The organism is Streptomyces sp. NPDC005408 (assembly GCF_040606445.1).
GTDB lineage: Bacteria > Actinomycetota > Actinomycetes > Streptomycetales > Streptomycetaceae > Streptomyces.
The window spans coordinates 72,612-95,489 of sequence record NZ_JBEXEX010000026.1 but is presented as its reverse complement, the minus strand read 5'-3'; the positions used below and the strand labels follow the sequence as shown (position 1 = coordinate 95,489).

The 22,878-nt window shown below is 70.0% G+C and carries 26 protein-coding genes; 15 read left to right on the top strand and 11 right to left on the bottom strand.

Features of this window, described 5'->3' with window-relative positions; all coding sequences use genetic code 11:
* Nucleotides 1-292 precede the first annotated feature (292 nt).
* Nucleotides 293-1,906 carry an MFS transporter gene (locus ABZS64_RS23730; RefSeq protein ID WP_355833017.1) on the top strand — a complete coding sequence of 538 codons (1,614 nt, stop codon included), beginning with the start codon at nucleotides 293-295 and terminating at the stop codon, nucleotides 1,904-1,906.
* 313 nt (nucleotides 1,907-2,219) lie between these two features.
* Here ABZS64_RS23730 and ABZS64_RS23725 read toward each other — a convergent pair whose 3' ends face one another.
* Both ABZS64_RS23725 and ABZS64_RS23720 read right to left on the bottom strand, forming a co-directional pair.
* Nucleotides 2,220-2,513, bottom strand: coding sequence for an amphi-Trp domain-containing protein (locus tag ABZS64_RS23725; RefSeq protein WP_355833015.1), 294 nt, complete (start codon nucleotides 2,511-2,513; stop codon nucleotides 2,220-2,222).
* A gap of 155 nt (nucleotides 2,514-2,668) precedes the next feature.
* Nucleotides 2,669-3,088 carry an arsenate reductase ArsC gene (locus ABZS64_RS23720; protein WP_355833012.1) on the bottom strand — a complete coding sequence of 140 codons (420 nt, stop codon included), beginning with the start codon at nucleotides 3,086-3,088 and terminating at the stop codon, nucleotides 2,669-2,671.
* 73 nt (nucleotides 3,089-3,161) lie between these two features.
* On the opposite strand from ABZS64_RS23720, the gene ABZS64_RS23715 reads away from it, so the two are divergent.
* The 6 genes from ABZS64_RS23715 (at nucleotide 3,162) to ABZS64_RS23690 (ending at nucleotide 8,746) form a co-directional block, all read left to right on the top strand.
* Nucleotides 3,162-3,476, top strand: a complete 315-nt coding sequence (locus ABZS64_RS23715; RefSeq protein ID WP_355833009.1) for a metalloregulator ArsR/SmtB family transcription factor — start codon at nucleotides 3,162-3,164, stop codon at nucleotides 3,474-3,476.
* A gap of 39 nt (nucleotides 3,477-3,515) precedes the next feature.
* Nucleotides 3,516-4,307: an aquaporin gene (locus tag ABZS64_RS23710; RefSeq protein WP_355833007.1), complete on the top strand. Its 792-nt coding sequence runs from the start codon at nucleotides 3,516-3,518 to the stop codon at nucleotides 4,305-4,307.
* 51 nt (nucleotides 4,308-4,358) lie between these two features.
* A complete protein-coding gene (locus ABZS64_RS23705; protein ID WP_355833005.1) occupies nucleotides 4,359-5,891 on the top strand; it encodes an FAD-dependent monooxygenase in 1,533 nt (510 codons plus the stop codon).
* 391 nt (nucleotides 5,892-6,282) lie between these two features.
* A complete protein-coding gene (locus tag ABZS64_RS23700) occupies nucleotides 6,283-7,566 on the top strand; it encodes a phosphatase PAP2 family protein (protein ID WP_355833041.1) in 1,284 nt (427 codons plus the stop codon).
* 296 nt (nucleotides 7,567-7,862) lie between these two features.
* Nucleotides 7,863-8,255, top strand: a complete 393-nt coding sequence (locus ABZS64_RS23695) for an AraC family transcriptional regulator (protein ID WP_355833002.1) — start codon at nucleotides 7,863-7,865, stop codon at nucleotides 8,253-8,255.
* 80 nt (nucleotides 8,256-8,335) lie between these two features.
* Nucleotides 8,336-8,746 carry a VOC family protein gene (locus ABZS64_RS23690; RefSeq protein ID WP_355832999.1) on the top strand — a complete coding sequence of 137 codons (411 nt, stop codon included), beginning with the start codon at nucleotides 8,336-8,338 and terminating at the stop codon, nucleotides 8,744-8,746.
* Between the two features lie 21 nt (nucleotides 8,747-8,767).
* Here ABZS64_RS23690 and ABZS64_RS23685 read toward each other — a convergent pair whose 3' ends face one another.
* Nucleotides 8,768-9,532, bottom strand: a complete 765-nt coding sequence (locus tag ABZS64_RS23685; RefSeq protein WP_355832996.1) for an SDR family oxidoreductase — start codon at nucleotides 9,530-9,532, stop codon at nucleotides 8,768-8,770.
* A 73-nt stretch (nucleotides 9,533-9,605) separates the two neighbouring features.
* Nucleotides 9,606-9,941: a YnfA family protein gene (locus ABZS64_RS23680; protein WP_355832992.1), complete on the bottom strand. Its 336-nt coding sequence runs from the start codon at nucleotides 9,939-9,941 to the stop codon at nucleotides 9,606-9,608.
* Nucleotides 9,942-10,029: 88 nt separating this feature from the next.
* On the opposite strand from ABZS64_RS23680, the gene ABZS64_RS23675 reads away from it, so the two are divergent.
* On the top strand, nucleotides 10,030-10,512 hold the full coding sequence (locus tag ABZS64_RS23675) for a hypothetical protein (protein ID WP_355832989.1): 483 nt from the start codon (nucleotides 10,030-10,032) through the stop codon (nucleotides 10,510-10,512).
* A gap of 181 nt (nucleotides 10,513-10,693) precedes the next feature.
* On the opposite strand, the gene ABZS64_RS23670 is transcribed toward ABZS64_RS23675, so the two are convergent.
* The gene (locus ABZS64_RS23670) at nucleotides 10,694-12,151 is read right to left on the bottom strand and encodes an FAD-dependent monooxygenase (protein ID WP_355832986.1); all 1,458 of its coding nucleotides are present in this window, start codon (nucleotides 12,149-12,151) and stop codon (nucleotides 10,694-10,696) included.
* A 102-nt stretch (nucleotides 12,152-12,253) separates the two neighbouring features.
* Here ABZS64_RS23670 and ABZS64_RS23665 point away from each other — a divergent pair, with 102 nt between their 5' ends.
* Both ABZS64_RS23665 and ABZS64_RS23660 read left to right on the top strand, forming a co-directional pair.
* Nucleotides 12,254-12,829, top strand: coding sequence for a TetR family transcriptional regulator (locus ABZS64_RS23665; protein ID WP_355832983.1), 576 nt, complete (start codon nucleotides 12,254-12,256; stop codon nucleotides 12,827-12,829).
* A gap of 44 nt (nucleotides 12,830-12,873) precedes the next feature.
* A complete protein-coding gene (locus ABZS64_RS23660) occupies nucleotides 12,874-13,356 on the top strand; it encodes a MarR family transcriptional regulator (RefSeq protein ID WP_355832980.1) in 483 nt (160 codons plus the stop codon).
* Nucleotides 13,357-13,398: 42 nt separating this feature from the next.
* On the opposite strand, the gene ABZS64_RS23655 is transcribed toward ABZS64_RS23660, so the two are convergent.
* From ABZS64_RS23655 to ABZS64_RS23640, 4 genes are all read right to left on the bottom strand, one after another.
* Nucleotides 13,399-14,133 (bottom strand): Mut7-C RNAse domain-containing protein, encoded by a 735-nt coding sequence (locus ABZS64_RS23655; protein ID WP_355832977.1) that lies wholly within the window; start codon nucleotides 14,131-14,133, stop codon nucleotides 13,399-13,401.
* Nucleotides 14,134-14,145: 12 nt separating this feature from the next.
* Nucleotides 14,146-15,009: an NAD(P)H-binding protein gene (locus ABZS64_RS23650; protein WP_355832974.1), complete on the bottom strand. Its 864-nt coding sequence runs from the start codon at nucleotides 15,007-15,009 to the stop codon at nucleotides 14,146-14,148.
* A gap of 125 nt (nucleotides 15,010-15,134) precedes the next feature.
* Nucleotides 15,135-15,896, bottom strand: a complete 762-nt coding sequence (locus ABZS64_RS23645) for a metallophosphoesterase (RefSeq protein ID WP_355832971.1) — start codon at nucleotides 15,894-15,896, stop codon at nucleotides 15,135-15,137.
* 58 nt (nucleotides 15,897-15,954) lie between these two features.
* Nucleotides 15,955-16,494: a GNAT family N-acetyltransferase gene (locus tag ABZS64_RS23640; protein WP_355832969.1), complete on the bottom strand. Its 540-nt coding sequence runs from the start codon at nucleotides 16,492-16,494 to the stop codon at nucleotides 15,955-15,957.
* A 45-nt stretch (nucleotides 16,495-16,539) separates the two neighbouring features.
* On the opposite strand from ABZS64_RS23640, the gene ABZS64_RS23635 reads away from it, so the two are divergent.
* Nucleotides 16,540-17,160, top strand: coding sequence for a hypothetical protein (locus ABZS64_RS23635; RefSeq protein WP_355832966.1), 621 nt, complete (start codon nucleotides 16,540-16,542; stop codon nucleotides 17,158-17,160).
* A gap of 66 nt (nucleotides 17,161-17,226) precedes the next feature.
* Here the strand turns inward: ABZS64_RS23635 and ABZS64_RS23630 are convergent, their stop codons facing one another.
* The gene (locus ABZS64_RS23630; RefSeq protein WP_355832964.1) at nucleotides 17,227-18,069 is read right to left on the bottom strand and encodes a helix-turn-helix domain-containing protein; all 843 of its coding nucleotides are present in this window, start codon (nucleotides 18,067-18,069) and stop codon (nucleotides 17,227-17,229) included.
* A 63-nt stretch (nucleotides 18,070-18,132) separates the two neighbouring features.
* On the opposite strand from ABZS64_RS23630, the gene ABZS64_RS23625 reads away from it, so the two are divergent.
* Nucleotides 18,133-18,702 (top strand): TIGR03086 family metal-binding protein, encoded by a 570-nt coding sequence (locus ABZS64_RS23625; protein ID WP_355832961.1) that lies wholly within the window; start codon nucleotides 18,133-18,135, stop codon nucleotides 18,700-18,702.
* A gap of 245 nt (nucleotides 18,703-18,947) precedes the next feature.
* Nucleotides 18,948-19,988 carry an RNA polymerase sigma factor SigJ gene (gene sigJ, locus ABZS64_RS23620; protein WP_355832958.1) on the top strand — a complete coding sequence of 347 codons (1,041 nt, stop codon included), beginning with the start codon at nucleotides 18,948-18,950 and terminating at the stop codon, nucleotides 19,986-19,988.
* A 34-nt stretch (nucleotides 19,989-20,022) separates the two neighbouring features.
* On the opposite strand, the gene ABZS64_RS23615 is transcribed toward sigJ, so the two are convergent.
* Entirely contained in the window at nucleotides 20,023-20,583 is a 561-nt protein-coding gene (locus ABZS64_RS23615; protein ID WP_355833039.1) for a hypothetical protein, read from the bottom strand.
* Between the two features lie 273 nt (nucleotides 20,584-20,856).
* Between ABZS64_RS23615 and hemL the strand changes: the two genes are divergently transcribed.
* Both hemL and ABZS64_RS23605 read left to right on the top strand, forming a co-directional pair.
* Nucleotides 20,857-22,173, top strand: a complete 1,317-nt coding sequence (hemL, locus tag ABZS64_RS23610) for a glutamate-1-semialdehyde 2,1-aminomutase (RefSeq protein WP_355832955.1) — start codon at nucleotides 20,857-20,859, stop codon at nucleotides 22,171-22,173.
* The gene (locus ABZS64_RS23605) at nucleotides 22,170-22,862 is read left to right on the top strand and encodes a histidine phosphatase family protein (protein WP_355832952.1); all 693 of its coding nucleotides are present in this window, start codon (nucleotides 22,170-22,172) and stop codon (nucleotides 22,860-22,862) included. The genes hemL and ABZS64_RS23605 overlap by 4 nt, the downstream gene beginning before the upstream one ends.
* Nucleotides 22,863-22,878 lie beyond the last annotated feature (16 nt).

Below are 22,878 nucleotides of genomic sequence, written 5' to 3'. Positions count from 1 at the left end.
GGCCTGCAGTCTTCGGTTCAGGTCGCCGGGCGCGACGCCTCGGCCTCCTGGGGTGTCCACAAAGCTCCTCCACGATTCCTGGGGATGACGACCCGACGGACTGGACCATCACGTGGGCACCTCGCGGGCACAGGTGGCCGTCTACTGCTTTGTCCGTGACGAAGTTGGGCGTAGCCGTGACGTGGGGCCATCTCCATCGGTTCAGTGGAGTCGGCGCGAAATGTCCGCCAATCGGTTGATCTCCGAGGCGGGTCGAGGATCCGTCCGTCGGGGCGCTGGGACGATGCGCCCCATGACATCCAGGGCGGGCACGGCGAGTTCGACAAAGGCAGGACTCGTCCTGCTGACACTCGCGGCCGGACAGTTCCTGATGGCGCTGGACAGCTCCGTCATGAACGTCTCGATCGCGACGGTGGCCGACGACGTCGGCACAACGGTGACCGGGATCCAGGGTGCGATCACGGCCTACACGCTCGTGATGGCGATGTTCATGATCCCTGGCGGCAAGGTCGGCGTGCTCATCGGCCGTAAGCGCGCGTTCATGATCGGCTGTGTCATCTACGGCTGCGGATCCCTGACGACGGCGCTCGCCCCGAACCTGCCTGTTCTCCTGCTGGGCTGGTCGTTCCTCGAAGGCGTCGGGGCGGCGCTCATCCTGCCCGCGATCGTGGCGCTCGTCGCCGGCAACTTCGCCGCGGAACGCCGCCCCGCCGCTTACGGACTCGTCGCGGCCGCAGGAGCCGTGGCGATCGCGGTCGGGCCGATCATCGGGGGTGTCGCAACGACGTACTTCTCCTGGCGCTGGGTCTTCGCCGGTGAGGTCGTGATCGTGCTCGGCATCCTGGTGTTCGCCCGCCGGATCGCCGACGTGCCGACCGACCAGCGCCATCGCATCGATCTCGTCGGCGCCGTGCTCTCCGCCCTCGGGCTCGGGATTTTCGTCTACGGCGTACTGCGCTCGGCCGAATGGGGCTGGTTCCAGCCGAAGCCCGACGCGCCGTCCTGGCTCGGGATCTCGCTGGTCGCGTGGCTGATGCTGGCGGGTCTGCTGCTGATCTGGCTCTTCCTGCGCTGGGAGGCCCGCCTGGTGGAGCAGCGCAAGGAGCCCCTCGTGGACCCGGCGCTCCTGCGGAACAAGCAGCTCACCGGCGGCCTGACCATGTTCTTCTTCCAGTACCTCGTGCAGATGGGCGTGTTCTTCGTCGTACCGCTCTACCTGTCCGTCGCACTCGGCCTGTCCGCGCTCAAGACCGGCGCACGCATCCTGCCGCTCTCCCTGACACTGCTGGCCGCCGCGATCCTGATCCCGCGTCTCTTCCCGAACGTCTCACCGCGGCGCGTGGTGCGCCTCGGGATCCTTGCGTTGCTCGCGGGTGCGGTGGTCCTCATGGCCGCGCTCGACGCAGACGCCGGTGCGGAAATCGTCACCATCCCCCTCCTGCTGATCGGGCTCGGCATGGGCGCGCTGGCGTCGCAGCTCGGATCGGTCACCGTCTCCGCAGTACCGGACAAACAGAGCGCGGAGGTCGGAGGCATTCAGAACGCCGTCACCAACCTCGGCGCCTCGATCGGTACAGCACTCGCCGGGTCGATCCTGATCGCCGCGCTGACGGCTTCGTTCCTGACCAGCGTCGACCAGAACGAGGCGATCCCGGCCAACGTCAAGAGCCAGGCGAACGTCGAACTCCAAAGCGGCGTGCCCTTCCTGTCGGACGCCCAGCTCAAGGGCGCCCTCGACGAAGCGGGCACGAGCAAGGAAGTGACCCAGGCCGCGCTCGACGCGAACGAGGCAGCCAGGCTCGACGGCCTGCGCGCCGCACTCGCCATCCTCGCTCTGGCCGCCCTCCTCGCCATGTTCTTCACCCAACGGATCCCGACCACCCAGCCCCGCTCGACGGAACCGTAGCGCCGGGCAAACGCCGTCAGGAGCGGCGCACTCGCTCTCGCTTCCTGACGCAGACGTGCCTCGGCCTGTGCGGTCAGGACAGCTCATTCTCCGCCATGAGCGGACGCAGGGTGAGCGAGCCAGCCACGACTACGCAGAGCGCGAATACAGTGTCCCCCTGTCCCGCGGCGGCCGCTGCGGGCTCGGTGTTGTGCCGGCTGAGTGAGCGGTGGTGACCGCAGCCGGTCGTACCGGAGGTTGTCGGTGAGGTGGTTTGTGGTTGATCGGCGGTCTGGGCCGGTGAGATCCGGTGCGGACTGGTTCGCGTCTCGCGTCACTCGTCTTCGCTTCGCGGGGCCTCCTCTGTGCCTGCCGCCGCCTGCGATGTCGTTGTCCGGGTCGGTGCGGTCGGCCACTTGAACTCGATCTCCAGCTCGATCTCCCCGTTACCGACCTCGACCTCTATCTCGCTGCGAAGGTCGTCGGGGACCCGCAGGCTCAGCCTCCCGGGGCCGAGTTCCAGTTCGGCATCACCACCGTGCCTCAGCGCGGCCGCGAGCGCCGCGAGCTGATCAGCCGCCTCAAGGCGTGACAGCGAGCGCTTCTGCTCAAACTTGAGGTCCTTCATGGATGCCTCCGATCCGGCAGAAAACTGCACGGCGTACCGCGCAGGTCAGCGTAGATCCGCACCTCGCCCCCGGAACCGACGGACAGTGGATCTAAGGGCGGCGGTTTACCGGGCAGGGCCGGAGCCTATGACGATGACGTTGCGGATCTCACCGCTCACTTGGCGGCCTCGGCGTCGATCTCGGCGATCAGGCCCTCGACGAGCTTCTTGATCTGGTCGCGAATGGGCCGTACGGCCTCGACGCCCTGGCCGGCCGGGTCGTCCAGCTTCCAGTCCAGGTAGCGCTTGCCGGGGAATACCGGGCAGGTGTCGCCGCACCCCATGGTGATGCAGACGTCGGACTCGCGGACGGCGTCGATCGTGAGGATCTTCGGGGTCTCGGCGGAGATGTCGATGCCGACCTCGCGCATCGCCTCGACCGCGGCCGTGTTCACGGCGTCGCCGGGGTCGGATCCCGCGGAGCGGACCTCGATACGGTCCCCGGCCAGGTGCGTCAGCCAGGCGGCGGCCATCTGCGAGCGCCCGGCGTTGTGGACACAGACGAACAGCACGGAGGCGGCAGGGGTGGAGGCCATCGGTTCTTCTTCCTTCGCGGCCGGATTCGGCCCGGACTGGTATCAGCTCCGGCTGATGTGACAGTATCAGCCCATGCTGACATCAGTCGACACTGAACTGATCCGGGCGCTGGCCGACCCGCTCAGGCTCCAGATCGTCACCCTCCTCGCCCAGGAGACGCTCTGCACCACGCATCTGGTCGAGGAGACCGGCGCCAGGCAGACCAACCTCTCCAACCACCTGAAGGTGCTGCGCCAGGCCGGGGTCGTGGAGACCGAGCCCTGTGGACGGTTCACGTACTACCGGCTGAGGCCCGAGGTCATCGAGGCGCTCGCCGGGCAGTTCTCCGGCCTGGCGCAGTCCGCGCGCGCCACGGCTGAGGCGAACGTCAAGCGTTCCTGCCTCTGATTCCCTCTTGTCCTGTCTTAACTGCACCGAGGAGTTCTGTTGAGCGCCACGTCGACCGCCGTCCCGGAGACCACCGCGGAAACCGCGGTATCCGCCGCCGAGCCGCAGCCGGCCCCGGGCGCCACCCCGCCCCGCACTCCGCTGGTCGCCCGGGCCGCCGCCGAACTCGTCGGGACCGCCGCTCTCGTCGCGGTCGTGGTCGGCTCCGGCATTCAGGCCACCGAGCTGACCCAGGACGTTGCCCTCCAGCTCCTCGCCAACTCCATTGCCACCGTCTTCGGGCTCGGCGTCCTCATCACCCTGCTCGGCCCGGTCTCCGGTGCGCACTTCAACCCGGCGGTCACTCTGGCCGAGTGGTGGACCGCCCGCCGCGGGGGTGGCGGGGTCACCACGCGAGAGGCGGTCGTGTACGTGCCCGCCCAGATCGCGGGGGCGATTGCGGGCGCCGTGCTGGCCGATGCGATGTTCGGGAAGCCGCTGGTCGCGTGGTCCACCCACGACCGCTCGGCCGGACATCTGCTGCTCGGCGAGGTCGTGGCCACCGCCGGGCTGATCCTGCTGATCTTCGGCCTGGAACGCACCGGCCGTCTGCGCTTCGCGCCGGTCGCCGTCGCCTCGTACATCGGCGCCGCCTACTGGTTCACGTCCTCCACCTCGTTCGCCAACCCGGCTGTGACGATCGGCCGCGCGTTCACGGACACCTTCGCGGGCATCGCACCCGGCTCGGTCCCGGGCTTCGCCGCCGCCCAACTGGCCGGTGCCGTACTCGGGCTGGCCCTGGTGGCGCTCATCTTCATGCAGGGGCGGGACACTTCCCCGCAATCGGCCTGACGCTGAACTCTCCGGCGCGCGCGGCGCTCCCGCCGGCGGCACACTGCTGCCATGGCTGCGAATGAGTCGCTCGATGTCCTGGTAGTGGGCGCGGGGCCGACCGGGCTGGCTCTCGCCGCCCAGTTGCACGCGTACGGCGCGCGGTTCCGGATCGTCGACCGGCATCTGGACCGGGCCCGGGAGTCCCGGGCGCTGGCCATCCAGCCGCGGACTCTGGAAGCCCTCGCCCCGTACGGCGTGACGGACGAACTGGTCGCGCGAGGGAACCCGGCCGTACACGTGCGGATGCATCTTCCCGGCCGTACGGTGCGGATGCCGCTGTTCGACATCGGCGTCGGGGACACTCTGTATCCCTTCCTGCTGTTCCTGTCCCAGACCGAGACGGAGAGTGTGCTCGGCAGCCGTCTCGCCGAGGCGGGTACGACGGTCGAGCGGGGTACCGAGCTGCTGGAGCTGACACCCGAAGCGGCGTATACCGTCTGCCGGTTGAGGCATCAGGGCGGGCGCGAGGAGAGCGTGCACGCCCGCTACGTCGTCGGCTGCGACGGGGCGCACAGCACGGTCCGCGAGCAGGCCGGTATCGGCTTCGAGGGCCACGCCTACCCACAGACATTCCTGCTCGCCGATCTGGAGGTCGACGGCCTGGAACGCGGCGCCGCGCACGCGTACATGACCGAAGCCGGGATGCTGTTCTTCTTCCCGCTGGGGTCACCGGCGAGCTGGCGCATGCTCGCGATGCGCCCGCCGGGAGGCACCGAAGGACCGGTGGAGATCTGGCAGTTGCAGGCGATCGTGGACCGTTATGTCAGCGATCCGCTGCGGCTGCGGGACCCGGTGTGGATGACCGACTTCCGGCTCTACAACCGCGGCGCCAAGAGCTACCGCTCGGGCCGGGTCTTCCTGGCCGGGGACGCGGCCCATATCCACAGCCCGGCCGGGGCCCAGGGCATGAACACCGGCATCCAGGACGCGCTCAATCTCGGCTGGAAGCTCGCGCTCGTCTGCCAAGATTCCGCGCCGGCCGCGCTGTTGGACACGTACGAGAGCGAACGGGCTCCGGTCGGCCGCAACGTACTGCGCTTCACCGACCGAGCCTTCACCATCGCCACCAGCCGCAACCCGCTGCTGCGAATGGCCCGCACGCAGGTCGCGCCCCGCCTGGCGCCGCTGGTCCTGCGCCTGCCCGCCCTGCGCGGCGCCGCCTTCCGTACGCTCTCCCAACTGGCCATCCACTACCGGCGCAGTCCCGCAACGACCGAGGGCAGCCATCCGCCGCGGCGCGGTCCGCGGGCAGGCGACCGGCTGCCCGACACCCCTGGCAAGCTGCACGCGCTGATCGCCGCACCCGGGTACCACCTGCTCCTGTGCGGCCCGGGCGAGGACTGGGACACCGGCCTGATCGCGGCCGCGATCCGTGGCCGCGATCACCTGGTCCATGTCCACACCCTGGGGACGGGCGGGCCCTGGCGCGGCGTCACGCACTGTCTGGTCAGGCCGGACGGCTACCTCGCGTACCGGGCCGGAGGCACGGACCTGACGGGGCTCGTCCGGTATCTCGACCGGTGGCTGCCGCGCCGGACGTGATGTGTACGGGCGCCGCGGTCTACCCGCGGCCCAGGATGTGGCCCATCGCGGCCAGGGATCCGCTGTCGGCGTCGCTCGCGCCGCCCTCGACATCGCCACTGTCGCCGTCAAGCCCCGCCCCGGCACCCGCCCTCCGGTCCACCGAGCGCCCGCGCCGCCCCAATCCGGGGCCGCGCGACGTTTCATGTCCGCCGCGGGCAAGGGGAGCCGATCGCTGTATTCGACGTACCCGTGATCGGCGAAACCCACCCGCTCCGATAGCATGTTCGAGCTCGCAACGATCACGTTGAAACATGATAAATCGGCTGAAAAATTGATATCTAAGGTAACGCGAGGGCTTTCGCGAACAGGCGGCAGCCTTCGGTTGGCTGCATGGCGTCAACCACGCGTCATGCTGTGGGGCGCGGTCAGTGTGGTGGGCCTCGGATTCCTCATTGCACTGGAGATCGCCGCGCGTCGGTACGGCGAGCGCGGGCCGATCACCGACCAGGCGCGAGAGGTGATATTCGCCCCCAAATCGGGGACGGTGTTGTACGTCAGTATGGCGTTGATGATGGTGGTGCTCACCTGGCGGCAGCGCTTCATCGCGGCCGGCGCCGCGATCGGCATCGACGTCGTCTTCTGGCTCGTGCGGTGGGCTGTCGACGCCGAGATGATGTACGGCAACGGCGCGTTGTGGGTGACTTTGGCCTGTGCCGTCATCGCCGTCACGCGCCGCTCCGGCCGGGACCGCGTCCTGCTGCTGAAAGGCGTCGGACTGGCCCTGCTGCTGGTGGCCGGCCGCAAGACCGGCTACACCTGGCTGCTGATCACGTCGAAGACCCGCCCGGCGGTGCTCGACCAGTACGTGGCAACCGCCGATCACGCGTTGGGCAACCCGTCGTGGGTGGTGGGCCGGATCGTCGAGGCCACCGGCACGGTCGGCGCCTACGTTCTCAATTGGGTCTACGTTCAGCTCGCGGTGGGCGCGGTCATCGTCGCGCTGTACCAGCTGCGCAATGTGGCGGTCGAGCGCCGCTTCCCGGGCCATCACCTGGTACGCACGTTTCTGGTCATCGGCCTGCTCGGGCCGGGCATCTACATGATCTTCCCGGTGGTCGGACCGATCTTCGCCTACGGTGCCGACGGGGGGCACTGGGCGGTGGCCAACCTGTGGCCGGACACGCCGCCGCCGGTCAGTACCCCGCACTCGATGCACTTCGACGAGATCACCCCGCGCAACTGCATGCCCAGTCTGCACACGGCGTGGGCTGCCGCGATCTTCATTCATTCCCGCAAGGGCCCGCGGGCTCTGCGACTCCTGGGCGCGTTCTGGCTGATCGCCACGCTCGGCGCAACGCTGGGCTTCGGCTACCACTACGGCGCGGACATCGTCGCCGGTGTGGTGTTCACGCTCACGATCGAGACGGCGCTGCGCTCGCTCGACCGCGGCTGGGACCGGCCGGGAATCCAGCTTGTCGTCTACGGCGCCGCGGTCTTCGCTGCGCTCTTGGCGTCGTATCGCTACCTGTCGATGGAGATGGCCGAACATCCGTGGGTGTTCGGGCCGCTGCTCATTTTGGCGATGACCTCAGTGGTCTACGGCTACGTACGGACCACCAAGCTGTGGGAACGGAAGCCCGCGTCGGTGCATCTGCCGGAACCGCGACGCGAAACGCAGCCCGAACTGGTTTGAGTCATGTCATCGCGTTACCCGCCGGCCACCGGCTGACGCGCACCATCGATGTCCGGCAGCGACAGGTCGAGGAAGCTCTTCGGGGTGCATCGGTCGCATTCCTCTGCCTGGCGGGCGTGCGCTGAACTCCCGGGCACGGCGTTCCTCTTCATCGCAACCCGTATCACGCCGGCTACGTGCCTGCGCTTGACGGGCCTCGGCTCGCAATACCTGCTGGTCGCTCTCGACTCGGAGGAGCGGCCATTGGAAACGGCAGCCGCACCTACCGGGGCGGAAAACCGTGGTGTGATGACGCCGTGAGCCGTGCTGCCGAAGAGAGCAATCGCCGCATGCTTCGGGCACGGGATGCGATGGACCGCGCCTACGCGCAGACGCTGGACGTCCCGGCCCTGGCCCGGATCGCCCATGTCTCGGAGGCGCACTTCACGCGCACCTTCCGGGCCACGTTCGGCGAGACGCCGCACCGCTACCTGCAGCGCCGCCGGGTCGAGCGTGCGATGTTCCTGCTGCGGGAGACCGACCGCAGTGTGACGGACATCTGCTTCGAAGTCGGCTTCGGCAGCCCGGGAACCTTCAGCCGCACGTTCCGCGACATCGTCGGCCGGTCGCCGCGGGCGTACCGCAAGGAGGCGCCGGCCGCGGACGTACCGACGTGCTTCACGATGGCGTGGATGCGGCCGAGCTCATGACCGTTCGCACTGCCGTACCGTCCGTCGACTGAGCAGTTTTGGAGAAGTTTTCCTCCGGCTTGCCCAGTAGCGTGATGCACATGTTCAACGCCATCACGCACTCGCAGATTTACGTCCTCGACCAAGACGAGGCCCTCGACTTCTACGTCGGCAAGCTTGGCCTGGAGGTCAACGCCGACGTCGACATGGGCTTCATGCGCTGGCTGACCGTCAGCATCCCCGGTCACCCCGAGCGCCAGATCCTGCTGGAGAAGCCGGGCCCTCCGGCGATGTCCGAGGAGACGGCGCAGCTGGTCCGTGAGCTGGTGACCAAGGGCGCGACGGGAGGCCACCTCATCTTCAGCACGGACGACTGCCGCAAGACGTACGAGACGCTGCGGGGACGTGGCGTCGAGTTCACGGAGGAACCCACCGATCGTCCGTACGGAACCGACTGCGGCCTTCGCGACCCCTTCGGGAACAGCATCCGCTTCACCCAGCCGAAGGCCTGAGGGCCGGCCCACGGGTTACGCCTAGAGCTCGCGGTGGACCTTGGAGTTGGAGGCCTGGGCGCGGGGGCGGACCACCAGGAGGTCGATGTTGACGTGGGAGGGGCGGGTGACCGCCCAGGTGATCGTGTCCGCCACGTCGTCGGCGGTGAGCGGCTCGGCCACGCCCGCGTAGACCTTGGCGGCCCGCTCCGTGTCGCCGCGGAAGCGGGTCGTGGCGAACTCCTCGGTCTTGACCATGCCGGGGGCGATCTCGATCACCCGGACCGGGGTGCCGACGATCTCCAGGCGGAGGGTCTCGGCGAGGACATGGGCGCCGTGCTTGGCGGCGACATAGCCGCCGCCTCCCTCGTAGGTGGAGAGGCCCGCCGTGGAGGAGAGGATCACCACGGTGCCGTCGCCGCCGGAGGTGAGGGCCGGAAGCAGGGCCTGGGTGGTGTTGAGCGCGCCGATGACGTTGACCTCGAACATCTGACGCCAGTCGGCGGGGTCGCCGGTGGCGACGGGGTCGGCGCCGAGCGCGCCGCCCGCGTTGTTGACGAGGACGTCGCAGCGGTCGAGGGATGCGGCGAACTCGTCGACGGCCGGACGGTCGGTGACGTCGAGGGCGTACGCGGTGGCCCGGTGGCCCGCGGCGACGAGTTCCGCGGCGAGCCCTTCGATGCGGTCCTTGCGGCGGGCCGTGAGAACGACGTGGTACCCGGCGGCTGCCAGCCCGCGTGCGGTGGCGGCGCCGATGCCGCTGCTGGCTCCGGTGATGACGGCGACGGGGGTCCCAGCGGCGGTCATGTCGTACTCCTCGCGCGTGTGATCGATACGCGGCCCAGGATATGCGGCCGCTCTCGCCCGCGGTGGCCCGGTGTCAGCGGCCCCGGGGTGCGTACATGATCAACGCCATGCCCGCCAGGCAGACCAGCGCGCCGATCACGTCCCAGCGGTCGGGGCGGTAGCCGTCGGCGACCATGCCCCAGGCGATGGAGCCCGCGACGAAGACTCCTCCGTACGCGGCAAGGATCCGGCCGAACTCGCCTTCCGGCTGGAGCGTCGCGACAAAGCCGTACGCGCCGAGGGCGATGACGCCCGCGCCGATCCAGATCCAGCCCCGGTGCTCCCTGAGCCCCTGCCAGACGAGCCAGGCGCCGCCGATCTCGAAGAAGGCGGCGACGAGGAAGAGGGCGGCGGAACGGGCGACGAGCATGGGGGCAGCCTCCCACGCAAGGCACCCAGGACTCGCCGGGACTGACGGGCAATCAGGAACATAAGCGTGTAAAAGGTATCTTCGGGTCATGTGTGTGATGCGTAGGGCGCTGTCGGCGGTCGCCGCCGCAGTGGTGATGGTGGTCGGTGCCGGGACGAGCGCGGGCGCGCACGGCCCGGCGATCGCACCGGAGGCGGATGTGGCGCACCACGGCCATGTCTCGTTGACGAGCGGGCGGCTCGGGGTCTCGCTGGTCTCCGAGAGCCATGGCCCCGCGAGCCTCGCGAACGCGACCGTGCGGCTCTCCTTCTCGGTGCCGATGGCCGGTCCTCAGGTGCTGCCCGCCGGGTGCCTGTGGGGCGGCGACAAGATCGTGCTGTGTGCGACGGGCGAGCTGCGGGCGGCCGGAACCGGCCGCCGGTTCGCGCTCGACCTGCGGACGGTCGGCACACCGGCCGAGGTCCTCGTGCAGGTCGGCACACAGTGGAACGGCGGCGCGACCGACAGGAACCCGGAGAACAACGAGCACCAGGTGCTGACCCCGGCCACCGGTGACCCGTACGCCTTCTGACGGGGCGCCGGATCGGATCGGATCGGACCGGATCGGATCGGACCGGATCGTCGGTGCCGACCGGGGCCGCCTCTGACCAGGGCGCCGGCGGGTCGGCGACCACTCTCGCCGGTACCCCGCCGACCCGAGCGCATATCTGCGGCGCACCCTCGACCGGCCGACCTGGCCGAAGGACATTCGCTCAGCGGCCGTCCGCCCAGGCGATGTAGCCGTCGGGGCGGATCAGCAGCGCGCCGCGGCGGTCCGTGGCCCAGTGCGCCCGTATGACGCTGCCGGGAGCGGCCGGTGCCGCGGGGGTCTCGCCCTCCGGGGCCACCAGCACGAACTGGCCCTCGCGCAGCAGTTCGTAGAGCCTGCCCTCGGTGAGCTCCAGGTCGGGTGCGCGCTTGCCCGTGAGGCGGTGGGCGCCGCGCGGCGCGTCGTACGAGATGCCGATGCCGGAGATCACGCCCATCGCCCGGGCGGACGCGGGCCTTACCGCGTTCAGGAAGCGGGACGCGAGGGAGCGGGCGGCGCGCTGGAGCGGGGTGTGGGCCATGGCGAGCCTGACGATCGTGCCGCTGCTGCGCAGCACCATCGCGCCGACGGGGTGCCGCTCCGACTCGTAGCTGTCGAGCAGGGCTTCGGGGTCGGGGGCCTGGCCCCGGACGACGGATGCGAGCTTCCAGGAGAGGTTGGCCGCGTCCTGCAGGCCGGTGTTCATGCCCTGGCCGCCCGCGGGGGAGTGGACGTGCGCCGCGTCGCCGGCCAGGAAGACACGGCCGCTCCGGTACGAGGGGGCCTGGCGCTCGTCGCTGTGGAAGCGGGAGATCCAGCGCGCGTCATGCATGCCGTAGTCGGTGCCGAGGGCGAGGCGGGCGATCTCGCGGACCTCGTCGAGGTCGACCGGCTCGCTGTCGGGGACCTGGCGCGTGCGGTTCCAGCCCATGACGCGGTACCAGCCGTCGCCGAAGGGGGCGATGAAGGCGAAGGCGTCGCCCGTGCCGTTGACGCTGAGGAGGTTCTCGGGCTCCTCCGTGAGCCGGACGTCCGCGAGGACGATCGAGCGGATCACCGAGACGCCGGGGAACGGCAGGTCGAGAGCCTTGCGCACGGTGCTGCGCACCCCGTCGGTGCCGACCAGATAGCGGGCCCGCAGGGTGCTCCGGGTCCCGTCGGTGTCCCGGACCTCCGCGGTGACCTCGTCGGAGTCGGCGGACTGGCTCAGGCCGAGCAGCTCCGTGCCGTAACGGAAGGTCACGCCAGCTTCGAGCGCCCGGCGTTCCAGCAGTTGCTCCACCTCGTATTGCGGGGTGATGAGCAGAAACGGGAAGCGGGAGTGCAGCCGGGACAGGTCGAGGGAGAGCCGGCGGAAGAGCCTCAGGCCGGTGATGGTCCTGCCCTTCTTCACCAGTTCGTCGGCCAGGCCCCGGGCGTCCAGGAGCTCCAGCGTGCGGGCGTGAACGCCGAAGGCGCGCGTCATATTGCTGGTCTCGTGCGGTCGGCGCTCGATGACGGTGACCCGGACGCCCGCGGTGGCGAGGTCGCCTGCGAGCAGCATCCCGGCGGGGCCCGCGCCCACGACGAGGACGTCGGTGCTGTCGCCGGGGGTCGTGCCGTTCGCGCGGGTGGTGCCTTCTGTTCCGGGCTTGCCATTCATGGCTGCCTCCTCGGGTGCCAACGCTTGTTGGTCAACGCTTGTTGGCAAATGTAGGACGGCCGGGTCTGGCATGTCAACACCTGTTGGCCTACAGTTGTTGGCATGACGACGGAAGCCCCCGGCGGTCCCCGCCGCTCCGATGCCACCAGGGCCGCGATCCTCGAAGCCGCGCGCGAGCGCTTCGCGGCCGACGGGTACGAGCGCGCCACGATCCGCGCCATCGCGCGCGACGCGGGGATCGACCCGTCGATGGTCATGCGCTACTACGGCAACAAGGAGGGGCTGTTCGCCGCGGCCTCCGAATTCGATCTGCGCCTGCCCGCGATGGGGGCCGTGCCCGGCAAGCACGTAGGCGCGGTCCTCGTGTCCCACTTCCTCGACCGGTGGGAGCAGGACGAGGTACTGACCGCGCTGCTGCGGGCCAGCGTCACCAACGCGGCGGCCGCCGAGCGCGCGCAGGAGATCTTCAAGGGGCAGCTCGGGCCGGTCGCCACCGCGGTCTGCCCCGATCCGGCCGAGGCGCCGCGCCGCGCGGCGCTCGCCGCCTCGCAGATCCTCGGGATGGCGCTGACGCGCTATGTGCTGCGTTTCCCGCCCGCCGTCGACATGCCCCGGGATGAGGTGATCGCCTGGCTGGCGCCGACGGTTCAGCGGTATCTGACGGCGGAGCTGCCGTAGCGCCGGGGTGCGGTCGGTCCGCGTTTGGTTCGTACAATCTCTGCATGACGCAGAAGAATGCGGGCGGTCGCGGCAGGCTGATGGAAGAGCTGTCCACCGCCTCGCGCCGCTACATGGCCTCGTACGCCCTGTTCAACCAGGCGCTCGCCGACCATCTGCGGCTGCACCCCACCGATCTGCAGTGCCTCAACCTGCTGGGGCTCGAGCCCGGTCCCGTCACCACCGGACGCGTCGCCGAGCTGACCGGCCTGACCACTGGGTCCGCGACGCGGCTCGTCGACCGGCTGGAGCGGGCCGGATATGTCACGCGCGAGCGCGACTTCGAGGACCGGCGGCGGGTGCTGGTGACGGTGGCGCCCGAGCGCATGGCGGAGCTCGGCGAGGTGTGGCAGAAGCTGAACGGCGCCTGGTACGCGATGTTCGACGCGTACAGCGATGAGGAGATCGCGCTCCTCACCGTGCATATGCGGCGGACGGTTGAGCTCAGCGCGGCGCAGGTCGAGCGGCTGCGGAGCGGCGAGTTCTGACGCTTCGCCTGCGGGGGTGCCGGGCTGACACGAGGGCCTCAACTACGCCGGGGCGCCGCCGAATTCCCTCAGCGCTTCCGCGACGATCGCCTCCAGGCGCGCATGGTGCGCGCCCCGCCAGTACACGCGTTCGCAGGCCGTGCACTGCGCGAACACGTCGTACGACCGCTGCGTGCCCTGCTGCAACTGGTCCTGGACCGAGTCCTTGTCGGCGTCCGTCAGCCGGCCGTTGCACGCCGTGCAGCGCGTCCAGGGTGCCAGGACCGGCGCGAACCGCTCCAGGACGTCCCGCAGTTGGTCGTCCGGACGGTCGCTGTAGATGTACGCCCCTGCCCAGATCTCCCGCCGCCGCAGCAGCCCGCGGTCCCGCGAGAGCAGTACCCGCTGCTCCTTCGCCGAGCGGGCGGCCAGTGCCGGGTCGCCGATGTCCTCGTTCTCGTACGCCGTATCGACGCCGAGGAGCCGCAGCCGTCGCGCCAGGGTGCCGAGGTGGACGTCGAGCAGGAAGCGCAGCGGGGCGCCGGGGACCTCCTGCGGCCGTTCGACGCTGTGCACCTCGACGGTCTCGCCCGCGCGCGGGATGTGGGAGACGGGCACCTGGCGGCCGTCGACGAGCACCCGGCCCGCCTCGGTGAGCGGGACGCCGAGCGACTCGATGACATGGCCGAGGGTCGACGATCCGTCGGTGACCAGGGCCGTACGCCCGTGGCGGCGCTCGGAAGGGACGAAGAGGCGCAGCTCAGGGGAGACGCCGATGTAGATTTCCGGTCCGTTCACGCCGCCAGCATGTCATCGGGCGGCCTGTGCCAGCCAGGTGGTTTTGAAGGCGTCGGCGTTCTCCGCCGCCCATTCGGCGAAGGTGCGGGCCGGGTGGCCGGTCAGTTCCTCGACGGTACGGGTGAGGGGCGTGGGCGAGCCGTCGGTCGAGGCCCAGTAGTCGAGCAGTCCGTCGGCGAAGACGCTCGGCATGTATCCCGCCATGGCCGCCTTCCATGCCTCGCGCGTCACGGCGTTGAAGGGGAAGGGACTGCCGACGACGCGTTCGAGGATGGCGAGTTGCTCGGTGAAGGTGAGGGATTCGGGGCCGGTCAGGTGGTACGTCCTGCCGCGCAGCTCCGGCCGCGTGAGCAGCGCGAACGCCGCCTCGGCGATGTCGCGCTCGTGGATCGGATCGCCGTAACTGCCGGGGTACGGAAGGTCGATCGCGCCCGTGGACTCCAGCGCCCAGCGCCACTGGTGGGCATTGGCCGCGAAGGCACCCGGCTGAAGGACGGTCGTCGCGACGGGCGAGGCGGCGAGTGCCTTCTCGACCGCGAGATGCGACGCGGCGATCGGGTTGTCGGCGGCGCCGGGATCGAGAACGGAGCTGGAGGAGAGAAGCGCGATGTGCTCGACGCCTGCCGCCACCGCCTCGTCGAGGAACGTGCCGATGTGGGAGGGCTCGGCGTACAGAAAGACCGAGGTCACGGAGTCGAGGGCGGCCGGGAAGGTCGGGGGATCGTCGAGGGCGAGGTGAACGGGATCGACGCTCGGGGGGAGGCGCAGTTTGTCGGGGGCGGCGGAGGCGGCGCGTACGTCGGCTCCGGCCTCGTGGAGGAGCTCGATGAGGACGGAGCCGACTTTGCCGCGGCTTCCGGTGACGAGGATCGTCATGGCGGGTTCCTTACGTACATTATTCGACGTTGCACAGAATCTGCGTGACGCAGATAAATATCGGTGACAAAGGGCCCGCTCGTCAAGCGGGCCCTTGAGATGTCGTGCCTGCCGTTACGGCACAGCTACGGCACGACGCGGAAGTGCGTGGTGATCGGGCCGCCGCCCTCGCCCAGCACGTGGAACGCGACGCCGGGCGGCGCCACCCGGTCCGTCAGCGTGTCGCCGCTCTCCCACGGCAGCCGCAGCGTCGAGACCACGCCGGGCGCGACCAGCAGCGGAAGTCCGGCGAAGGTCATGGCTCCGGCGGTGTGCGCATGGCCGGTCAGCACGGCCGGGACGTTCGTCCGCCCGGCCAGCACCTCCGCGAACCTGTCGGCGTTCGTCAGATTCGTGGAGTCCAGATACGGGTGGTGGATGACGGCCGGCGGGTGGTGGAAGGCGGGCAGCGCCGGAGTGTCGCCGAGCTCGTCGAGCGTGCGGGCAAGCCAGTCCAGCGTCTCGTCGTCGAACAGGCCCGCGTCCTCGCCCGGGATGGTCGAGTCGCAGAGCAGCAGGGCGTAACCGTCAACGAGATGCAGGCGGTTGACGGCGCGGCCGGGGTCCCCGGCGTCTCCGGCATCGTCCTCGGCCAGCAGTACCTTGCGGTACGCGGCACGGTCGTCGTGGTTGCCCGGGCAGGGGAAATAGGGCGCGTCGAGCCGGGCGAGCAGCTCGGCCGCCTCCGCGTACTCCGCCGGGGCGCCGTGGTCTGCGATATCGCCGGTGACCAGGACTGCATCGGGCTGCCGGGCAAGGGAGTTGAGATACGTCACCGTCCGTACGGCACGGTCCGTCGCGTGCTCCGAGCCGTCGAGATGCAGATCGCTGATGTGGGCGAGCAGCATGAGTCCTCCCTCTGCCGCCTGACATGCAGACGGCTAATGGTTAGAGAACTCTATGCCATTAGGTGCGGTCTCGCGGAGTGGCCTGCAAGTCCAGTCGCCAGTCGTTGGACGGCGCCACATGGCCCGGCGGGTACTCGAACTCGCACTCGCCCAGCAGCTCGAAACCCGCCTTCCTGCACACCGCGTTCGACGGACCGTTGTCCGGGGTCGGGAACGCGTGCAGATAGCGGTGCTTGTGCTCGGCGCGCGCCGCCTCGGCCACCGCGAGCGTGCCCGCCGTCGCGATCCCCTTCCCCTGGAAGGCCGGCAGGACGCTCCATCCCGTCTCGTACACCTCCTCGCCCTGCCAGGTCCTCTCCCAGAAGCCGACCGAGCCCGCCGACTCCCCGGTCTCCTCCAGAACGATGCGGTACATCCGGCCCCGTCCCGCACGGTCCGAGCTCAGCTCCACATAGCGCCCGTGCCGTTTGACCAGCTGCTCTTCCGTCTCCGGGCCACCCAGGTGATCCATCAACTCCGGTGCGTTCGCAGCGCGGAGAAGGTCGAAGTCGTCCTCGGACCATGGCTCGATCCGTACCGCCGATGCTTTGATCTCCATGTCTTGCACTGTAGGACGGGGGTCTGACAACCGGGGGTCCTGAGGATGAGCTTCACCGGTGTGTGGGCGATCGGCGCTGTCCCTGATGCCGAAGTCGCCGCCCTGCCCGAGCGATTCGCGCACGTGGAGGGGGAGTGGACCACGCCGCCCGGCTACGCCGATGACCTGGCGTGGTGGCTCGGCGGCGGCGACCGCGAACCGTATTTCACGCCCGGGCCCACGCCCGCCGCCCTCCGCTTCGCCGCCTTCGCGCGCAGCGGCGGCCCCAGCGCGCCGGCCGTCGCCGCGATGAAGGAAGCGGGCATGGACCTGCTGCGGGACGTGGAGGGGGACGCCGCCTTCGCCGCTGCCGCGCGCAAGGGCGATCCGGCCACCGCCCTCTGGTACGGCCTCGGGGCGGAGGCCGCGGCCCGGCTCCCCGGCTGGTTCGGCGACTTCCTGCTGACTGCCGCCGAGGTGCGGGCGGTCCTGCCGCACGCCGAGTCCGTGCTCGCCGTCACCGGGCCGCGCCGTACCGAGATCATCGGCCGGATCGACGCCTGGATGTCGGCCATGAGCGACGAGCCCGGCTTCGACGCGCGCACACTGCTGGACGGTCCGGTGCGGGTGCTGCGGTACGCGGCCGCACATGGCGCGGGCGCGGTCGGCGTCACCGAGAGCTACTGAACTCGCCGTCACGACAGCTGCCGAGCCGTCGGCTTCACCGAGAGTTACTGAAAGGTCGGCGTCGGGCTACCGAGGTGCGGGACGTGTGTACGCCGTCGGCGGCACGCCCACCGTGGCCGTGAAGTCCCGTACGAGATGGGCCTGATCGCTGTAGCCGAGCTCCGCCGCGAGGGCCGCCCAGTCCAGCGCCTGGCCCTCGCCCGCCGCGCTGTCACCGTCGCCCGATTCGGCGCGCTCCAGCGCCTCATGGATGCGGTAGCGCAGGATGACCCACTTGGGACCGACGCCGACGTACGCCGCGAAGAGCCGCTGCAACGAACGCGCCGACACCCCTTCCGCCTCCGCCAGTTCGGCGACCCGCCGGATCGTGCGGTCACTGCGCACCAGGTCGACCAGCTCCATCGCGCGCAGCGACTGCGGGTCCGCCGCGGGCTCCAGGCCCAGCAGGAACGCGTCCAGCGCGGCGACCCGCGTGTCCTCCGCCTCCGGCCCGAGGATCGCGGCCGCCGTGTCCGGGCCCGCGCCCGCGAGGACGTTCGCGACCGGCACGCGCTGCCCCGTCCAGTCGGACACCGGCCGCCCGGGCGCGAACGGCCGGAAGCCGCCGGGGCGGAACTGCACCCCGCACACCCGGCCCCGCCCCTCCAGCTTCTGCGTGAACAGCCCCAGGCCGATGCCCGCGACCTCGCCCCACGGCGGCGCGTCGCCGTACCGCTGGAAGACCACGTTCACGGACGGATGCGGCACCACGTGGGAGGCGTACGGCTCCGGAATGTCCCAGTCGATGAGCCAGTAGTGCTCCAGATACGGGCGCAGGGCCGGGGCGGGCTCGCGGCGGCGGAAGTCCACGCGCGCGAAGAGCTCGCGCGCTTCGACGATTCCCCTGGTGTCGCGTCGCGGACCTGCCATGCCGCGGATCCTATGTCGCGTTTGTTCAATACGCAGGGTCCCTGCCGCCCCTACCGTCGAGGCATGACGAAATCCATCAGTGAGCTGCTCGACGCGGCGGCGGAACGGGCCGTTCCGATCGTGCGCGGGATCGCCGACGACCGGCTGTCCGACCCGACGCCCTGCGCCGAGTACGACGTACGCAACCTGACCGATCACCTCATCCAGGTCGTGATCAACTTCCAGAAACTGGCCGCGAAACAGGACTCCGACTTCTCCGCCGAGCCGCACTACATGGAGGGTGACTGGCGGTCCCGCTTCGCCGACGAGACCGCCGCACTCGTCGCGGCGTGGGCGGCACCGGGCGCCGAGGAGGGCACCACCGGGAGCATGGGCTTCCCGGCGAGGACCGTCGGCAACATGGTGCTCGGCGACCTGACCGTGCACGCCTGGGACCTGGCGCGCGCCACGGGGCAGGCGTTCACACCGGACCCGGCGGTGGTCGAGGAGATCGGGCCCTCGCTCAGGGAGATGGCACCGATGGCCCGCAAGGGCGGGGTGTTCGGCGAGCCCGTCGAGGTGGGGGACGACGCATCCGCCTTCGACAGGGTGCTGGCGCTGACCGGACGTGATCCGCACTGGCAGCCGTCCTGAGACGGACCCTCCTGGGACGGACCCTCCTGAATGTCACACAGTGGCCGGCTGTGTCGTCCTAGAAGCATGAGGATCGCCATTGCATGAGGAACAGGAACCCTGGGCCGGCAGGTCGCCGACGAGCTGCGCTCTCGGGGCCACGAGGTAAGGGGGCTCAGCAGGGGGACGGTGCCGTTCGAGAAGTGGCTGCGGGACAAGGTGGCGGCGGGGCCTGGCACTGAGGGGCGGAAGGCGGGGCAGCGGTAATGAGCCCCGAGGGAAGCGGGTCCGGGCAGCCCCGCGGCGTACCCGACGAGGAGCCCGCCGGTCGGGCCGCTGGTCGGGCCGCTGGTCGGGCCGACCCGGATGCCGCCGGCCGGGCCGCCGATCGGGCCGCTCCTGCGCCGCCCCTTGCCGATGTCGACGAAGCCGCCCTCGCGGACGCCTTTGAGCTCGAGCGGCCGCGTCTCCTTCGGGTCGCGTACACGACGACCGGCTCGCTGACCGAGGCCGAGGACTGCGTCCAGGAGGCCTGGCTGCGGCTGCGCAGGCTCGACGATCCCGGCGGGATCCATGATCTGCGGGCCTGGCTGACGACCACCGTCGGTCGGATCGCCCTCGACGCGCTGGGCAGCGCACGCGTGCGGCGGGAGCGTTACGTCGGAACCTGGCTGCCCGAGCCGCTGGTCGAGGCCGCCGGCGAGGACGACCCTGCCGAGCGGGTCACGCTGGACGAGTCCGTGAGCATGGCGCTGCTGGTCGTCCTGGAACAGCTGTCCCCGGCCCAGCGCACCGCGTTTCTGCTGCACGACGTCTTCGGGGTTTCCTTCGACGAGGTCGCGGATGTCGTCGGCCGCTCACCCGCGGCCGTACGCCAGCTCGCCGCCCGCGCCCGCCGCGACGTCGAGAGCGGACGGCCGCGCTTCCCGCCCACCCCCGCCCAGCAGCGCGAACTGGTCAGCGCCTTCGCGGCCGCCTGCCAGGAGGGCGACCTGGACGGTCTTGTCGCACTGCTCGACCCCGACGCCCGGCTGCGCGACGACGGCGGCGGCAAGGTCACCGCGCTGCGGCACATCGAGCACGGAGCGGAGAAGGTCGCGCATGTGCTGCTCGCCTACACCCGGCGCCCGCCCCGCGATCTGCGCCTCGCTCAGGTCAACGCCGCGCCCGGGCTCGTCGTGCACGACGCGGAAGGAGTGCTGTCCGTGGTGGCGTTCACGGTCGACACCGACCGGATCACGTCGGTCGATATCGTACGCAACCCGGACAAGCTCACCACCGTCCATGTCCTGGAGGGCGAGGACTGAGGGCTGCGGACTTGCAAGATCGGCCGGACAGGGCCTACGGCCACACCAAGCAGTACGGCTGATGCCCCGCCTCATGCAGGCGTACCGAGAAATCCTGCCATTCGTGCAGCAGTTGGTACACATTGAACGCGTCCCGCGGACCGCCCCGGTCCGGGACCGTCGACCAGATGAAGGCCGCCGCGCCCACCGATTCCTCGCCGATGCCGCGCAAGGGGTCGACCACCGTCATCGGAAGCTTGACCACCGCATAGTCGGGGTGGAGCACCACAAGCTCCAGCGGCGGCACTTTGTTCAGCGGCATGCCTTGGATGCCGGTCAGCACCATCGCGGCTATGGTCTCCGGCTTGATCTTGGCGAACATCCCGCCCATGCCGAGCTCGTCGCCGCCCAATTCCTCAGGGCGCATCGAGATCGGCACACGCGCGGCAGTCGCCCCGTCAGGTGCGCCGAAGTATTTGTAGGTCACCCCCACTCGGCCGCTCCTGCTTCCCATGGGCTCGTCCGCGCCCGATTCGCCTCGCCGGTGCTTTCCCCGCCGGGCAGGCTCAGGACCCAGGTCGTCGGTCCCCTCGCCCAGTCCGCCACCGCGATGCATATCTCCACCCGACCACTCGCAGCCCCCGCCGCGCAACCCGATCATCGTGACAGTGACCTCCCCCACCAACGTGCTGTGAAACACCAGTCCGCAAGAACGTCGAGGGCTCTGACACCATGGATTCCGTGAGCTTTCCCTGTGTCGCCCCAGTTTCGCAGACGCGAGCGTGGTGACGCCCTTTCGTAATACGAGGAGACCGCGCTCCCTGCTCACCGGTGGCCGAGATCCTCCGTCCCGGCCCCCCGAACACCCGAATAGCAGATCAGGACCAAAGTGGCGTATTCATACGAAGCACCCGTTTCGCAGACGCTTTTCGACCGCGCGTCCCTCGTGACGCCCGGCGGCGTGAACTCTCCCGTCCGAGCCTTCCGAGCCGTGGGCGGTACGCCCCGGTTCATGGTGTCCGGTACCGGCCCGTACCTCACCGATGCCGACGGACGCGAATATGTCGACCTCGTCTGCTCGTGGGGTCCGATGATCCTCGGGCACTCCCACCCCGCCGTTATCGAGGCCGTGCAGTCCGCTGTGGCCCGCGGAACCTCCTTCGGCACGCCCGGTGAGGGCGAGGTGGCCCTCGCCGAGGAGATCGTGGCCCGGATCGAGCCCGTCGAGCAGGTACGGCTTGTTTCGAGCGGTACGGAAGCGACGATGTCCGCAATCCGGCTGGCGCGCGGCTTCACCGGCCGGGCCAAGGTCGTGAAGTTCGCCGGCTGCTACCACGGCCATGTGGACGCGCTGCTCGCCGCCGCAGGCTCGGGCGTCGCGACCTTCGGGCTGCCCGACACCCCCGGTGTCACGGGCGCGCAGGCCGGCGACACCATCGTGCTGCCGTACAACGACCTCCAGGCCGTGCACGAGGCCTTCCACGCGCACCCCGGCGAGATCGCCTGTGTGATCACCGAGGCGTCCCCGGGCAACATGGGCGTCGTCCCGCCGCTGCCCGGCTTCAACGAGGGCCTCAAGGCGGCCTGCGCCAAGAACGGCGCGCTGTACATCTCCGACGAGGTCATGACCGGCTTCCGTACGTCCAAGGCCGGCTGGTACGGCGTGGACGGCGTCGCGCCCGACCTGATGACCTTCGGCAAGGTCATGGGCGGCGGCTTCCCCGCCGCGGCCTTCGGCGGCCGCCAGGACGTCATGGCACATCTCGCCCCGGCCGGCCCCGTCTACCAGGCGGGCACCCTCTCCGGTAACCCGGTCGCCACCGCCGCCGGGCTCGCGCAGCTGCGGCTGCTCGACGACGCCGCGTACGAGAAGATCAACGCCGTCTCGGCCGAGATCCAGTCCCTGGTGACCGCGGCGCTCTCCAAGGAGGGCGTGGCCCACCGGCTGCAGACGGCGAGCAACATGTTCTCCGTCTTCTTCACGGGCACGGACGTCAAGAACTACGAGGACGCGAAGAAGCAGGAGTCCTTCCGCTTCACCGCCTTCTTCCACTCGATGCTCTCCCAGGGCGTCTATCTCCCGCCGTCCGCCTTCGAGTCCTGGTTCGTCTCCACGGCCCACGACGAGCGGGCGGTCGAGCGGATCGCGGCCGCGCTGCCCGCCGCCGCCCGTGCCGCCGCCGAGGCGACGGAGGTGTCCGCATGAGCGAGAACAGCCTGGACAGCGAGATCACCGTCGTCCATCTGGTGCGCCACGGCGAGGTCGAGAACCCCGACGGTGTGCTCTACGGCCGCCGCGCCGGGTACCACCTCTCCGAGCTCGGACGGCAGATGGCCGACCGGGTCGCCGAGCATCTGGCGGACCGCGACATCACTCACGTCGTCTCCTCCCCGCTGGAGCGCGCCCAGGAGACCGCGGCTCCCGTCGCCAAGAGCCACAGCCTCACCCTCGACACCGACGAGCGGCTGATCGAGGCGGCCAACGTCTTCGAGGGCAAGACCTTCGGCGTCGGCGACGGCGCGCTGCGCAAGCCCTCCAACTGGAAGCATCTGACCAACCCGTTCCGTCCCTCGTGGGGCGAGCCGTACGTCGATCAGGTCGTACGGATGATGGGCGCGCTCAACTCGGCGCGGGACGCGGCCCGCGGACACGAGGCCGTGTGCGTCAGCCATCAGCTGCCGATCTGGATCGTGCGCAGCTTTGTGGAGCGGCGCCGTCTGTGGCACGACCCGCGCCGCCGGCAGTGCACGCTCGCGTCCTTGACCACGTTCACGTATCAGGGCGACCGGATTGTCTCCGTCGGCTACACCGAGCCCGCACGTGATCTTGTTCCGGCTCATCTTCTCGCCGGTGCAAAACCTGTGAAGGGCAAGGCCAAAGCATTCGGCGCTTAGCCGACGCGCAGTTGGA

Bases quoted from the DNA above. Each gene is read 5' to 3' on its own strand.
- ABZS64_RS23680 (WP_355832992.1), bottom strand. From the start codon at position 9,941: ATGCTCGTCGCCCGTTCCGCCGCCCTCTTCCTCGTCGCCGCCTTCTTC.
- sigJ (WP_355832958.1), top strand. From the start codon at position 18,948: ATGAGCCCCGAGGGAAGCGGGTCCGGGCAGCCCCGCGGCGTACCCGAC.
- ABZS64_RS23715 (WP_355833009.1), top strand. From the start codon at position 3,162: ATGCTGACATCAGTCGACACTGAACTGATCCGGGCGCTGGCCGACCCG.
- ABZS64_RS23730 (WP_355833017.1), top strand. From the start codon at position 293: ATGACATCCAGGGCGGGCACGGCGAGTTCGACAAAGGCAGGACTCGTC.
- ABZS64_RS23660 (WP_355832980.1), top strand. From the start codon at position 12,874: ATGACGCAGAAGAATGCGGGCGGTCGCGGCAGGCTGATGGAAGAGCTG.
- ABZS64_RS23705 (WP_355833005.1), top strand. From the start codon at position 4,359: ATGGCTGCGAATGAGTCGCTCGATGTCCTGGTAGTGGGCGCGGGGCCG.
- ABZS64_RS23635 (WP_355832966.1), top strand. From the start codon at position 16,540: ATGAGCTTCACCGGTGTGTGGGCGATCGGCGCTGTCCCTGATGCCGAA.
- ABZS64_RS23700 (WP_355833041.1), top strand. From the start codon at position 6,283: ATGCTGTGGGGCGCGGTCAGTGTGGTGGGCCTCGGATTCCTCATTGCA.
- ABZS64_RS23605 (WP_355832952.1), top strand. From the start codon at position 22,170: ATGAGCGAGAACAGCCTGGACAGCGAGATCACCGTCGTCCATCTGGTG.
- ABZS64_RS23685 (WP_355832996.1), bottom strand. From the start codon at position 9,532: ATGACCGCCGCTGGGACCCCCGTCGCCGTCATCACCGGAGCCAGCAGC.
- ABZS64_RS23640 (WP_355832969.1), bottom strand. From the start codon at position 16,494: ATGGAGATCAAAGCATCGGCGGTACGGATCGAGCCATGGTCCGAGGAC.
- ABZS64_RS23625 (WP_355832961.1), top strand. From the start codon at position 18,133: ATGACGAAATCCATCAGTGAGCTGCTCGACGCGGCGGCGGAACGGGCC.
- ABZS64_RS23615 (WP_355833039.1), bottom strand. From the start codon at position 20,583: ATGCATCGCGGTGGCGGACTGGGCGAGGGGACCGACGACCTGGGTCCT.
- ABZS64_RS23665 (WP_355832983.1), top strand. From the start codon at position 12,254: ATGACGACGGAAGCCCCCGGCGGTCCCCGCCGCTCCGATGCCACCAGG.
- ABZS64_RS23645 (WP_355832971.1), bottom strand. From the start codon at position 15,896: ATGCTGCTCGCCCACATCAGCGATCTGCATCTCGACGGCTCGGAGCAC.
- ABZS64_RS23650 (WP_355832974.1), bottom strand. From the start codon at position 15,009: ATGACGATCCTCGTCACCGGAAGCCGCGGCAAAGTCGGCTCCGTCCTC.
- ABZS64_RS23630 (WP_355832964.1), bottom strand. From the start codon at position 18,069: ATGGCAGGTCCGCGACGCGACACCAGGGGAATCGTCGAAGCGCGCGAG.
- ABZS64_RS23675 (WP_355832989.1), top strand. From the start codon at position 10,030: ATGTGTGTGATGCGTAGGGCGCTGTCGGCGGTCGCCGCCGCAGTGGTG.
- ABZS64_RS23725 (WP_355833015.1), bottom strand. From the start codon at position 2,513: ATGAAGGACCTCAAGTTTGAGCAGAAGCGCTCGCTGTCACGCCTTGAG.
- ABZS64_RS23720 (WP_355833012.1), bottom strand. From the start codon at position 3,088: ATGGCCTCCACCCCTGCCGCCTCCGTGCTGTTCGTCTGTGTCCACAAC.
- ABZS64_RS23690 (WP_355832999.1), top strand. From the start codon at position 8,336: ATGTTCAACGCCATCACGCACTCGCAGATTTACGTCCTCGACCAAGAC.
- ABZS64_RS23670 (WP_355832986.1), bottom strand. From the start codon at position 12,151: ATGAATGGCAAGCCCGGAACAGAAGGCACCACCCGCGCGAACGGCACG.